Annotated in this window: 8 protein-coding genes and 1 tRNA gene; 4 read left to right on the top strand and 5 right to left on the bottom strand. The window is 54.3% G+C overall.

Annotation, left to right across the window (positions count from 1 at the left end; translation table 11 throughout):
• The first annotated feature begins 81 nt into the window (after positions 1-81).
• Entirely contained in the window at positions 82-4,197 is a 4,116-nt protein-coding gene (locus KM295_RS13910) for a helicase-related protein (RefSeq protein ID WP_256030573.1), read from the top strand.
• Between the two features lie 24 nt (positions 4,198-4,221).
• Here the strand turns inward: KM295_RS13910 and KM295_RS13905 are convergent, their stop codons facing one another.
• The gene (locus KM295_RS13905; RefSeq protein WP_256030572.1) at positions 4,222-4,473 is read right to left on the bottom strand and encodes a DUF8139 family protein; all 252 of its coding nucleotides are present in this window, start codon (positions 4,471-4,473) and stop codon (positions 4,222-4,224) included.
• A gap of 184 nt (positions 4,474-4,657) precedes the next feature.
• On the opposite strand from KM295_RS13905, the gene KM295_RS13900 reads away from it, so the two are divergent.
• The 3 genes from KM295_RS13900 to KM295_RS13890 all read left to right on the top strand — a co-directional run bounded on the left by KM295_RS13900 (position 4,658) and on the right by KM295_RS13890 (position 9,269).
• A complete protein-coding gene (locus KM295_RS13900; protein WP_256030571.1) occupies positions 4,658-5,233 on the top strand; it encodes a hypothetical protein in 576 nt (191 codons plus the stop codon).
• An 8-nt stretch (positions 5,234-5,241) separates the two neighbouring features.
• Positions 5,242-6,393: an ATP-binding protein gene (locus KM295_RS13895; protein WP_256030570.1), complete on the top strand. Its 1,152-nt coding sequence runs from the start codon at positions 5,242-5,244 to the stop codon at positions 6,391-6,393.
• Positions 6,394-7,901: 1,508 nt separating this feature from the next.
• Positions 7,902-9,269 (top strand): tyrosine-type recombinase/integrase, encoded by a 1,368-nt coding sequence (locus KM295_RS13890; protein ID WP_256030569.1) that lies wholly within the window; start codon positions 7,902-7,904, stop codon positions 9,267-9,269.
• Here KM295_RS13890 and KM295_RS13885 read toward each other — a convergent pair whose 3' ends face one another.
• The 4 genes from KM295_RS13885 to menD all read right to left on the bottom strand — a co-directional run bounded on the left by KM295_RS13885 (position 9,270) and on the right by menD (position 13,965).
• Entirely contained in the window at positions 9,270-10,397 is a 1,128-nt protein-coding gene (locus KM295_RS13885; protein WP_256030568.1) for a tyrosine-type recombinase/integrase, read from the bottom strand.
• Between the two features lie 221 nt (positions 10,398-10,618).
• Positions 10,619-10,693: transfer RNA gene (locus tag KM295_RS13880), tRNA-Glu, on the bottom strand.
• Between the two features lie 96 nt (positions 10,694-10,789).
• Complete coding sequence (locus KM295_RS13875) at positions 10,790-12,094, bottom strand: helix-turn-helix transcriptional regulator (protein WP_256030567.1); 1,305 nt, start codon at positions 12,092-12,094, stop codon at positions 10,790-10,792.
• A gap of 107 nt (positions 12,095-12,201) precedes the next feature.
• Positions 12,202-13,965, bottom strand: a complete 1,764-nt coding sequence (gene menD / locus KM295_RS13870) for a 2-succinyl-5-enolpyruvyl-6-hydroxy-3-cyclohexene-1-carboxylic-acid synthase (protein ID WP_256030566.1) — start codon at positions 13,963-13,965, stop codon at positions 12,202-12,204.
• Positions 13,966-13,969: the final 4 nt, after the last annotated feature.

Genomic DNA, 13,969 nt, shown 5'->3' with positions numbered 1-13,969 from the left:
CCAAAACAGCAATGAACTGTGACCTCTCAATTGAGAGCACCAGAGGCAAACTCTAGACCGCTTTGCGACACGACCAAATTCTTGGATGAGGAGCTGAGTTCACAGAGTCAGCAGATTTTTGCCGGTGACGAAGACGATGAAGATGATCTTGTAACCCGGTACCAAGAGCAGTACCGTCCGAACGCTGACCGCGAAGCCATCGAGCGTGAGCTACAGGCTGCTCTGTTGGTCGGGACTGTAGGTACGACCGAGATCCAGGGTGAACAGCAACCAATATTCATCCCGAAGCTGCACTCGTTCTTTAGTCAGGGTAGTGGGCTCGTCTCCTGCCTCACGGACGAGGCGTTCGACGATGAAGTCCCGCATCTAAGTGACGCAGGCGACATCGAGTGTCGAACCTGTGCACAAGAACACGACCGTACGCGGGCTGCGTACCCGCTGTCGTTCTGCCGAGGCTGCGGACAGGAGTACTACACGGTCGTAATCGACGGCGAGAATCAGGTTTCGCAGGGTGCTCTGAGTACCCTCGTTGATACAGACGAAGACGAAGAGGATGCGTATCTTATGCGGGGTCAGTGGGATCCTGAAACGGCTCCACTCCCAAACGAGTGGGTGAATGATAACGACCAACTTAGCGATACATACAGCGAAGCAGAACCGCGCCCAGCGACCTACTGTCCCGAGTGTGACCAACTGACGCCAGGACACATTGAACAGGGACAACTCGACTGTGGATGCTTCGCCGCTCAGGGGGTCGAAGTTATGCGCGTGAACGAACCGTTCCTTTTCTGTCCGAACTGCGGCGTTCACTACACGCGACGGGTTAAAAACGAGTTCAACAAGCTATTCACGTTCGGAACGGTGGGGCGGTCAACCGCGACCGACGTTCTCATCGGGAATACGATGCGGAACCTGCCCGAGGATCAACAGAAGACGATCGCCTTTTCAGACAATCGGCAGGATACTGCTCTACAAGCAGCGCACCTTAACAATCTCTACCAGCGCGTTCGGTTCCGACGTTCCCTCTATCACACGCTTGAACGAGAAGAAGATGTCACACTCACTGAGCTCGGTAACGAAGTATTCGATCTGCTTGAAGAGGAAGACGCACTTCCGCCAGCATTAGACGGCGGTCGGTATGGCCCCTCTGCAGAGGATCGAATTAATTACAGTGAATATCTCCTATTCAACGTCATCCTCGAACTAGGTCGTGAGCAACAGCGAACCCAACAAAGCCTCGAAGATGTCGGACTAATCGACATCAAGTACGAAAATCTTGATCGACTAGCCGATGACGAGGAAGTGTGGGAATCAACTCCGGTCCTTTCAGATACCAGTTCGAAGATCCGCGAAGAGTATCTTAATGGCTTCTTGGACATGTTTCGGCGGAGTATCGCCATTGACCACGAGAGTACGATGAATTTCGCGGATTTCAAACGCAACGTCATCAACCAACTAGACGACGAGGTGCACTTCCACGGACAGGAATTCTTCAATTTCCCAGTTGGGTATAGCGACACCGCAAGCACGAGTGGGCGACATCGCGTTCGGCGTCTCACCCATCCCCGCTCTCGGCATGTTCGATGGACTGCCCGTGCACTCGATGTCGATGTTGAGACTGCTACGGAAATCATCAACAGTGTCGTTGACACCATTAGTGACGATGAGATACTCAAGCTCCTGACACAGGAATCGCTCCAGTACACGGGGAAAGTCTATATGCTGAGTCACAGCGCGATTCGCGTGACACACGCCGATCCGGATGACGTTCGGATCTGCCCGAAATGTGGCACGCCGACCACCCGCGAAGAACTCGATGTGTGTCTGAACTACAGTTGTGATTCAATCACTCCCGAAGAAACAGACCTCGAAACGTCCTACTTCCATAATCTCTACACAGAGTCGTTCGATGACGCGGTAGACATTATCGCCGGCGAGCACAGCGGACAGGTTGAAAACGAGAAGCGAAAACAGCTGGAGTCGGATTTCCGGGAAGGCGAGAAAGTGAACACGATCGTCTCGACACCGACGATGGAGCTCGGGATCGACATCGGTGATCTTTCGAATGTGTATATGCGAAACGTCCCGCCGAATCCCAGTAACTATGCTCAGCGCTCCGGACGGGCGGGTCGTCAGAATCAGCCATCGCTCGTAACGACATTTTGTGGGCGTGGGTTTGGACGTGGATCTCACGATCAGTACTTCTACCGAAATCCAGAGCGGATCATCGCCGGGGAAATCAGCCCACCGACGTTCCTGCTGAACAACCAGGATTTGATTGAGTCTCACATAAACGCGCTTGTGCTGGAACATATTGCTCTGAAGTTCCCGAGTGAGCCGCAGCAGATGCTGGTGATCGAACCGGAAGAGAACAACTACGAAATTATGCCTGACTTCCGGGGCGATCTAGAGACTGCTGTCGACAATAACCAAGATGAAATCGTTCAGGCCGTGAAACAGGCGTTCGTCCGGGAGCGCGACGATGATGAAGTTGCGGAGTGGTTCACCGACGACTTCATTGAGCGACAGGTGAGTAATTTCGTGGTTAACCTCGATGCGGCGTTTGATCCCTGGCGACGGGAGTATAGCCGTCTGTACCGTGAACTGCGTCGACTGAATCAACTACTAGGTACCGAAGGTGGATCGTATCAAGATCGCATCGAGCGCAATGCAATCGAAGAGCGTCTCGACGATATGCGCTCGGGCAACAAGCGCTTCTACACCTACCAATATCTGCGATCCCAAGGTTTCCTGCCGAATTACGGGTTCCCCCGGGACAGCACGACACTGACATTTACGTCCCGCGAAGACGACATTCAGCGCGATCAGACGCGAGCAATAAACGAATTCGCCCCAGGAAACCACGTATACTACGCTGGTGAGCGATTTGCAATACGGTATGCTCGCCCACAGACAGAAGACGCTGAGCCGGTCACACGACAGATGCGTGTTTGTCCCGAGTGTGAGGCCATCCTGATGGGAGAAGACGCACAAGAGGCCGCTGCGTGCCCCTCATGTGAGACTCCATTCGACGGGACGCATCCGAATCCAAACGCGATGGAGTTTCCTGATCAACACGCTCAGCCTGAGGAGTACATTACTAGTGATGAGGAAGAGCGTCGGCGGCAGGGATACGAGATCAATAGTTACTACGAACGATCTGATCCACAAATATACGATCTCGAAGGTGATGTCCTCAATGCGCGCATCACCTACGAAGGAAGCGCGAACATCGTTATCGTCAACAGCGGACTCCGGGATGCCGATGAAGATTTCCACGGCTTCGCGCTCTGTATGGAGTGCAACAGATGGCTGACGAGCGAGGATCAAATCGAAAATCACGTCGACGAAGATGATCCCGATTGCTACGCAAATGCGTCTGAAGAGGCCATCAAGCAGGACATAGAGCTCTTTTCAGAGGGACAGCACGATACGATGACGCTGACGACACCCCTTCCGTCAGATGTCGAACCAGAGCAAGCCGATGAGTTCTTCCACACGCTCAAAGAAGCTCTATATCAAGGTATTCTCGTTGCCTTTGATCTGGATGAAGAGGAGATTGATACGTTCGTGAAACCGTCTATTGGGGAACATGGCTTCAAAACAATCGTTATCTACGAAACGAGCGAAGGTGGTGCTGGGATGCTTCACTCGTTAATGGATGAAGCACGGTTCCGGGGCGTTGTTCGAGAAGCTCAGACAGTCCTTCATGGAGCTCCAGATGACGAAGGCTGTGAGCGGGCGTGTTACGAGTGTCTGATGTCCTTCTACAACCAGCGAGAGCACGAACTGTTCGACAGAACATTAGTCAATGGCTGGCTGGAGACTATGGAAATTGCTGGCTTGAGCGAAGTTTCTGACGAGACTGAAGATGAAAGCGAATTCGAAGAATTACTGAACGCCTGCGATTCCAGCTTTGAGCGGGAAGTACTTCATGCGATTCGAGATGGGGGCTTCGAACTCCCGGATGAAGCACAACATACCATCTACGATGGCGATGAGCCGGTTGCTAAGCCGGACTTCTTCTACCACCGGGAAGGGACGCCGATAGCGGTGTTCGTCGATGGACCTGTCCATAAGAAAGATTACGTGAAAAAAGACGACGAGCAAAAGAGAAATCGCCTCAAGCGAATGGGGTACCGAGTTGTCCCGATTGATGATATTAGCCAAGTCCCGGAAGTCTGGGAAACGATATAAGTAGATATTGTGACTTTCTGAGTGTTAGCTTTCAGGTATTAAGTCGTGATGACGAAACTGTACCGGAAGAATTTCTTCGGTCTCAATATCGCGTACTGAATAGTAGTACGCGTCAAGATCCCGTCCGGTCTCTGAATTTAAATCATCTCGGAGTACGTCTATTATTTCTACTGTGAGGTCGTGATGCTGCGAATCAGGGTCATCAGAAGAGACGTAAACTCGAACCCGGTCGCCAGACGCGTATGGTTCTGAAGAGGGCTGTGGAATATCTTCCATCGTCACAGGATGATAACCTTACGTAGTCTTAAACGATGTTCACACTATCCGGTTAGAAATACAAATCTACTACTAAGTACAGCACCTATGCACAGGTAGCCCTTGCCCCAACGGCATCACGGCTAGAGGGGCCGCGTGGTGGCACACGCGACCAGGGCTGTCCACCCGAGAAAGGTGAAACAGCATGAAACAAAAACAGTCCACCCGAGAAAAATCCCTCGGCACGGTTTCGCCAACAGACGTTTCAGTTGAATCGCTTCCGGTCGTTGAATTAGATAAGCATCAGATCCGAAGAGCGGCTGCTTTATCATACGATCGTAATCACTCATACGAACGTATTGATGGCGGTGACGTGTATTCCTCAGACTCGCGTATGAGTCATTTGATCGGGATCATCTGTGAAATGGCAGTTGGAGAAGCCTACTCATCCAATATTGACACGCAGGCATACCGATCTGGCGACGACGGGATCGATCTCGATCTATGGGACCAATCAATCGATGTCAAGGGAACCGCAACAACAGCTATGGATCGACCAGATCTCCTCGTTCAACCACATAAGACGTTAGGCGCGGATCTCTATATCCTCGCTCACATTATTGGGTGGGGAGCGGAAAGTGTGCGTGTACGGTTGCATGGATATGCGGATCAAGAAACAGTAACAGACCGTGAACCGCGCAGATACCCTGGATCAGATGAAAACTATGTTGTAGAGCCCGATGAACTGACGCTCCTACCTTGGATAACAACCGGTGAGTGATTCACATAATGATATTCGCTAAGTTTCCGATAGCGACGGCTGGACTTATTGGAACTATTACCCTTGCGATTGGAGCGATCATCTCCAGTGGTATTCTACTTGCTGTAGGAGCGATTGTTGTGATTGGTTATGCTTGGTATAGCTTCGATACACCCACCACCTCGACCCAAGATACCCAGTCGATTGATCCCGAAGTAGTCCGAGAAAAGACAATGCAATGGTCTGATTCATACGACCAATCGACCCGACAACAACTAACACCGGACCCCGTTCACCGTGAGACACAATCGGCATCGAACCAGCAGTCAACGACGCGGACCAGCGACGGAGACGACTCCGAACCAGGAGACAGTAGAGGATCAAGTCCGATGTCATTGGATTCACCGGAGCTGCAATATCGGTGGGAGACAGAGACAGACGTATCCTTCGACGATGTAGGTGGCTTCACCGATGTCAAACAGGAGCTCCGTCGAGATGTTATCAAACCACTGACGACCCACAGAGAGCAGGCCAAGCAACTCGACATCTCTCCATCAAATATCATCTTCCACGGCCCACCCGGGACTGGCAAGACATATCTCGCGCAAGCACTTGCGTCAGAACTCGCATTTCCATTTGTCGAATTAAGTGGGTCCGATGTCCAGAGTAAATGGATCAACGAATCGGCACAAAAAGTACGGACGCTATTCGACGAGGCAAGGCAGGTTGCCGCAGAAGAGGGCGGTGCAGTCGTATTTCTAGACGAATTAGATTCAGTCTTAAAACGGCGCGGCAATCAGACCGCCCACGAAGAAGACAATAAAGTCGTCAACGAATTTCTCAACCATCTGGAAACAGCGTCAGACCACAATATCATCTTCATCGGCGCGACTAATCGACTGGAATCACTAGACGAAGCAGGAATCCGGTCGGGTCGGATAGACAAGAAGGCACACATCGGATTACCAGATCAAAGAGCCCGAAAAGAGATTCTCCGCGTACAACTGGCTGACCGACCGAACAGCCTCTCCGAAGACCATCTTGAACAGATTGCTGGCTGGACCCAAGGAATGAGTGCAGCTGAGTTGGCACAGATCATAGATGATGCCGCACGGTCGTGTTTAGATCGCGGGAGTGGTCAGATCACATGGCTTGACATCCGGCAGGTAATTTCGCCATAACTCTGGCCGATCAATAATAGTACGAATCCGCATTAGTGACCGGATAGTAGTGTAGGGACTACAGTCCCGATAGCTACACGACTGATTGGACGCCGCTATGAACAGTTGATTCTTGAAGCCAGTACAGCCAGTAGCTGACTGCTGCAGTAACTTGGTATGATGGCTTATTGGAGTGAGGGAACAAGCTACCCCGACAGGGTGACTGCAGTCCACACGTGCCAGCCAAACAGCGCGGTTACTCCTACCGCGCGTTGTGGCTCGCCCAGAAAGGCAGCTCTGCTGTACACCTCTTACAGCGGGTGCAGTACCCCACGACGATAACCCCAACGACACCCGCGTCAACGCGGTAGCAGTTTCACCTAACAAAAGTGAGGAGAAGATACACAAGCCGGATCCCACATAGCGCTTGAATGTGGGCCGCCCGTCGGCGGGAGAGACAACCGGCTCTGAGGTTGAATGCCTCTAAGCCACCAATAGGTACACACAACTACGGAAAATCACGGGAGTGATAGAGTTGTTTTGAGACGGGGGTTACGGTATTTGATATATCCTTAGTGTTGCTAAAGCCCTTAGCAACATCAAGAGATTTTAGCGGAGTAGGTGCTGGAACAGGCGAATTCTATAAATTCACAATAAATTCAATATAGAACACATAAAATCGCCACAGGGAACCGGTGCGGAATTCGGTCTAATTTGCAGAATCATAGAATGATCGCGGTGACGAGGGTAACGGGTACTAACCCTCGTTATAAATTCAATACGAATTCATAAAAACCGCAAGCAAGCAAACGTCCCCCGTTTTACCAGAAAAACAGTACGAATCCCCGGAAATTCATAGACGGGAGTGGAATTTCACTAACAATTACGATCACACTCAATTAACCCGCAACTATGGATAGTAAGATCACCTAACAAAATATTGATAAAAGATGAGAATCCCTTCGTTATAAATAGCATACGAAAAACCAAAAACCGCCAGACAACAGAAATCGCGCCGATGTTATAAATAGCATATGCAAAGTATGAAACCGCTGTACAGCGCCGCTCGTTATAAATAGCATCAGAATTGTATGAGAAGAAATTGAAAAAAGGTTAGATATATTCAGTATAATAAAATAAATAAATATCCATACTATGAGAGAAGCGTCGTTCCAAAGCCACATCAACTATAATAGATTTCTGATAATTCTCGTGTGTAGCACCTCTCCGAACCTTTGCTAATGAACTCCGATACCTTCCTGGTTCAAGAAGCCATCACACTGCTGAAGCCAGCGGCTACGCTGCCCCCAAGCCGGGACGAACGGCCGGATCAAGTGGAGCCATCCTGATCTCACCGGCGTAGCCGGAAAGAGACCACCGTTCTAATACGGTAGCTCCCTGATAGTTTTTCTCTGATTCTGTCACCTCAAATCCCGATTTCATTTCATCTACTCAGAGTCAGTAATCCGTTGGCCCGTGCTGTATAAGCCTAACCATTTAAGCGGAGTAGATAGTACCGGGTGTAGAGTATGGTAGAGGATACCTGTACGGACGACAACAGCACCGAACTACAACAGATTAGCGAACACCTTGCCGAACTAGCTGGCGACAGTCACGTCCAGATAGATGACGAGTACCAGTCATTCTATGAGTGGATGCGAGAGCGAGGTAAAAACCATGTCAAAGAGGACGAGCTGGCAGACCGGACCGCGTCAAACTACATAAGCCGGTTAGATCAACTTCACCGTCATGCTATCTCACTACTAGACATAGAAAATGAAGTTACAATCGGTCCTGATCAAGCTGATGAGTTGCTACTGCTTCTTGCGAAGGATACAATCACCAAGCAAAACGGTGAACTATATGATAGCAAACGCAAGTTATCGGACGCACTGAAAAAGTACTTTGAGTGGCGGTACTACACTAACGATCTAGAATTTGAATGGCAGCCAGGCATCAAATTCTCCGATGGAAATCATACAAGTGCAGCTGAATTTACCTACGAAGAGGTTGGTCGAATATTAGAAGTAGCACAATCATACGGAAAGCTCCCGTCATACTATGAAACGTCGTCTGAAGAACGCGACCGGATTAATGGCCTTGTCGCCCAACGGCTCAGTAAACCGAAAGAGGCTGTGAATCGTGAGGATTGGCGGAAGGCGGATCAAAGTGCGAAAATATGGTCGCTTGTTTCAGTGGGATACGATGCGGGCCTCACGCCGATTGAGGTCGGCCGAGCCAAAGTGAGTTGGTACAAGCCTGAAAGGCAGGTTTTGGAGATACCCACAGAAGCGGCGTCGAAAGAGCGTGAGAAAGAGATTATATCCTTGTCTGATGATTCGGATGAAGCCATGAGCTACTGGATCCGTGAACGACGGCATCTAGAGAAATATGATGGAGCCAATAGACTGTGGCTGAACCGAGAAGGTAACCCATACCAGTCCGGGAGTCTCTGTAGACTCGTCCGCAAGCTGTGTGACGAAGCTGAAGTCCCGTATGAGGACAGACCGGTACGATGGTACAGTCTTCGACACTCTATTGGTCAGCACATGGAATCGGACGGTTCGCTAAATCAGACCAACGATCAGTTGCGGCACAATACGTACGAGACGACGGTGTCGACATATGGGAATTCCGCGGCTGAAGAGCGACGCGAGACGTTGAATAAAAGTCGGTCAAAGGCTGAGCGAGCGGCGAACAATCCAGAATACGAGCCGTACGCTGACGTTGACATCCAAACAAAATTCGGACAAGCAAAAGAAACTGTCCCTGAAGACGCAATTACCTCGACAGATAGTGGGTTCCATGTCAACGCACATCTAAAGGACACGACAGGGAATAGAGCCGAAATAAGTCGTCAACTTCTCTCAAATGAGGAACCGTCTAGTTCATCGTGATTAATCGATCTTCTGAAGTGCATTTCTGCGCGTATCCGGGGGGGTCTGGTCATATTTCATTGTCGTCTCCGGACTGAGATGCCGTAGCTGTGTCTGTGCGGCAGCGAGATCCTCTTCACGAGTCATATAGGTTCCTGTGGAATGCCGAATCGCGTACCAGCTCATCGTCCGGTTTTCCGTTGAAATTCCCGCAATATCGCATAGCTTCTGCAGGACATAACGGAGTGCGCTGGATCCATATGAATTTCCTTCACGCGTGAGCCACAACGCATCCGTGTCGTCGTACTTCTCATTCGTCTGCCGCTGTGATAACCAGTGCTCAAGCATTTCTGCGGTTCGGTCCTGAAGACTGACGATCCAGTTTTCTTCATTCTTCGAGCTTTCTTCATGAGGAATCCGGAGTACACTATTCTCTACATCCACCCACGAAACAGTTGCACGTTCAACTTCGATAGGCCGGAGCCCTGCATCGAGGCTGGTCCAGACGAGCGTCGGGATTTTCCAGCTGTTCGCCCGCTCCCAGTCTTCCCGTGATATGTCGGATTTTGGTTTCTCAAATCGCTGTGCAAGGTAAGCTTTCCACCGCTCACGACGATCACCATACACGTTATCAAAGTTAGGTACACTCCCATATTCCAGCGCAGCGTCTCGGATCTTGGCACGTTCTTCTCGCGTCAGGTAGTCACGAGGAGTGGTCGATTGGCTTGACCGCGTGAACGTGATTTGCGGTGTCCACTCATCACCGCCACGGCGGTGTGACCGCCATTTATACAGCATCATTACTGCCTTCCGACAGGCGGATTTGTGCCCGTTTGATTTCTCTTGGCGAGCGAGGTAATTCAGATATGCGTCCGCATGATCGGTCGTAATCGATGAGGTATACCGGTCTTCTTGTTCCCAGACGAACCGATAGAACTGGTCCATACGGCTGGCGCGATTTCTGACCGTCGAGTGCGCATACCCATCAGCGCTACTCGGATCTTTGCCGAACGTCAGTAACCATTCGAGACACTGTTCCCGTTCAGTCCGGTAGTCAACGATCTGTCGTTCGTTGAGCAGTTTCTCGGACGGTTCGGGCACAATAGAAATGCCCTCAAGGGGGTTGATTGCCTCTTTCGAGTTCTTCATTGCCTGTCACCTCGGTTGATACCCGGTTGCTTGTTCCCCCTCTTTCGGGAATCGCAAGAAGGCAGTCGATTTTCCCGTCTGAATCTACTTGCCCTTAATTTCATGCGAATCGCAAGAGGGCGCGGGGTTCGATACGCCGCTTGAGTCGGATTGCCCAATGACATTGGTGGATATACCCATTATTCACTGGTCAAAACCACCGGACGGCGAAAGGAAAGGAGTGCTCCGTCAGGGATTCGAACCCTGGTCCTTGCCGTGAGAGGGCAAGATGATTGGCCGGACTACACCAACGGAGCGTTACTCGCGTTCCGACATACCTGAGATGAACGTATAACGGTTGCGTTTCACCACCGCTGTGGGCCGGTTTGGCATCCCCGATGGTGGCGAGCCGATCACTCGTCGTCGAACGGTGATCCAGCCGCGTCGGGTTCGTGTCCGGCAAGCGAGACGATGTTCTCCCGTCCGACACGGAGTTTCGAAACGGTCCCCTCGGACTCCATATCGGACAGCAGCATCGAGACTTTCGATTTCGACCAGTCCGTCCGGTCGACGATTTCGACCTGTTTCATCCGGCCTCCCCGGGATTCCAAGAGCGCAACAACCTGCTCTTCGTCCGAGAGGAACTCTTCGTCCGCGATCGGCTGGGGCGCCCCGGGGGTCGAACCATCGTTTTGCTCCGCCATCGTCTCCGTGTCGGCGTCGTTCATCGCTGTCGTCGGTGTGGCCTCCGTACTCGGATCGGCCGACGTGTCGTTCGGGGACGAGCCGTCGGCTTCGATCGTCCCCGTCGCGAGCAAGCCAGCCCGGTAGACGAACACCGCACCAACCCCGAGAAGGATCACGGCACCGACGACCACGAGAGGAACGATGGAGCCGATCGATCCGGCGGAGTTCTCCGTCGCCGTGTCGGTGTCCGGCGTCGAGTCAGTGTCAGTGTCGGTATCGCCGTCGGTGTCCGTTCCCCCGGGGGCGGTCCCGGAATCCCGCTCGACGAAGACGACCCGTGGCTGTCTGTCGGCGAACGATGCCTCTCCGATCCAGGTGATCGTCTCGCTCTCCGGTAGCGTCCCCGCCGCGGTGGTATCCGGCTCCGGGGCGGTTGATTCGAACTGGAGGTTCGGCCCTCGATCGAACCGGAGCTGTTGGTCGGGGCCGACGTAGAGACCGCCGACGAAGACATCACCCACGACGACGGTTTCTCTCTCGACCGTGGCGAACCCGTCCCAGACGAACGACATCTCGACGACGCCGAACTCGCTGCCGGCCGGGGGCCGTTCCTCGATCCGGGCGTTCCGACGGAAGCCGCCGGCGGACATCTCCCGGCCGGTCGTTTCGCTTCCGGAGTCGACGAGCGTCAGCGCACGTTCCCGAAAGTTCCGAAAGCTCTCTGTGTCGTTTTCGTTGAACCGCTCGGCGTACGTTTCGAAATCCTCGATATCGGTGTCGTTTTCCAGCCGCTGTTCGTACCTGAAACGCCACCTCGCGCTTCCGTTGTCGCGGACCGTAATAACGAACACCGTCCGATCCGCCTCGAAGGTCCCTGTTTCGAGATCCCCGAACCCGTCGCCGGAAGATGCCGGCTGTTGTGTGTCGGCACGCTGTGTCCCGCTTGCAGCCCCGATCCCCCCGACGAGAAGCGAACAGCACAGTAGGCCCACAAAAAGCAACGCTCCTGCGTGTCCGGGGGCCCGAACCATCAGTATCCGGGTTGAAAGCCGGCACGGTATAAAAGCCTCCGTCTCCGGTCACCGCCGGTGGAGACGGAGACGAAACGTTCGATCGCCCGACAGTCATTCCGAAGCGGTCACTTAGCCAGACGGTCGATAACCGTCCGTTCGAGGCGTCTGCGGTCGTTGTGGTTTTTTTCGGCATCGACCCTCACTTCGATAATCCGGGTATCGTCACGTCCGACCGCCTCGGTGTAGAGGTCACGGAACTCGGCGCGGTCGTCCGTTCTGGCGAACGCCAGCTCGTACAGTTCAGCCGAGTGTTCGAAATCGAGCCCGTGCGGTGTCCGGAACCACCGCTCGAAGCTGTCGTGGTCCTCGATCGGTAGCAGATGGAAGATCCCGCCACCGTCGTTGTTGAGACAGACGATCGTCGCGTCGACGTCGGCGCGAGCGACCGAAAGCAGGCCGTTCATGTCGTGGTAGTACGCCAGATCGCCGGTGAGGATAACGAGCGGATCGGTCGTCCCGTATCCGGCTCCGAGCGCGCTCGAGGTGATCCCGTCGATGCCCGAGGCGCCGCGGTTCCCGAGGACCGAAAGCGACGCCGATCGAGGGCGACCGAACCGATCGAGGTCCCGGACGGACATCGAGTTCGAGACGAAGACGGTCGCCGGATCGGGCGCGAGCCTGACGGCCTCGGCGAGGACGGCACCTTCGATCGGTTCCTCGCCGTCGATGCGGTCCCAGTAGGCTGATTCAACATCGGCGAGTCGGGCGGCGTAGTCTCCGGCTTCACGGTCGAGCGCGCCCGCGAGGTCCGAAGCGAACCGCGTCTCGTCGGCGACGACGAGGTCCGTCGCGGTGAACGTCGCCTCCCGCCACCCGCCCGCCGGATCGACGAGGAACTGCCGGCAGCCGGCGTCCCGGAGGTAGTTCCGGAGTACCTTCGAGGTCGGCGACGCGCCGAACCTGACGACGACGTCCGGCGTCGCCTCGATCGCCGGGAGATAGCTGCCGTAGCCCCCACAGACGGTCAGCCCCTCGACGTGTGGCCCGAACCGGTGGCCCGAAAGGGGATCGGCGAGGACCGCAAAGCCGCTCGCTCGCGCGAACGCGGACAGCGCGTCGGGGGCCGGGACCGGCCGATCCGAGGGGCCACAGACGATGATTCCCCGGTTGGCGGCCTCGATCGCCCCGACGATCGAGCGTCGATCCGCCTCCGAGAGTCGCGCCCGTCCACGCATCGTCGAGACGAACGGCCCGTCCCGTCCGTCCGTCGCCGGGCGTTTGGGCGTTTCGAATCCGTCCGGAAGCCGGCCGGCCGGGACACCCTCGGGACGCCCGGCCGGGTCGGCGTTCGGCTCGAGCGGCTTCCGGAACGGCACGTCGAGGTGAACCGGGCCGGCATCGGGCCCGCCCGCGACCCCGACAGCCCGCGAGAGGGCCGTCCGGAGGGATCGGAGCTTCCGGTCGGCCGCCTCGGGCTCGGGGAGTTTCCGGTACTGACGGACGAAATCCCCGTAGAACTTCTCCTGATCGATCGTCTGGTTGGCGCCGCTGTCGGCCAGTTCGGGGGGTCGATCGGCGGTCAAAAGCACCATCGGCACACGGGCGGCATCGGCCTCGACGACAGCCGGATGGAAGTTCGAAAGCGCCGTCCCGGAGGTACAGACCAGCGGGGCCGGCCGGCCGGTTCGCTTTGCGTACCCGAGCGAAAAGAACGCCGCCGAGCGCTCGTCGAGCAGTGAGACCGCGTCGATTCCGGAGTGAGTAGCGAACGCGACCGTCAGCGGCGTCGACCGGCTCCCCGGCGCCATCACCGCGGTTTCGACGCCCGCCTTCGCGAGTTCGTCGGCGACGATCCGGCCCCAGAGGGTGTTGACGTTGGGTTCGTCCATCGGA

The organism is Natronomonas aquatica, assembly GCF_024449025.1.
GTDB lineage: Archaea > Halobacteriota > Halobacteria > Halobacteriales > Haloarculaceae > Natronomonas > Natronomonas aquatica.
This window is presented reverse-complemented; position numbering and strand designations above follow the sequence as displayed.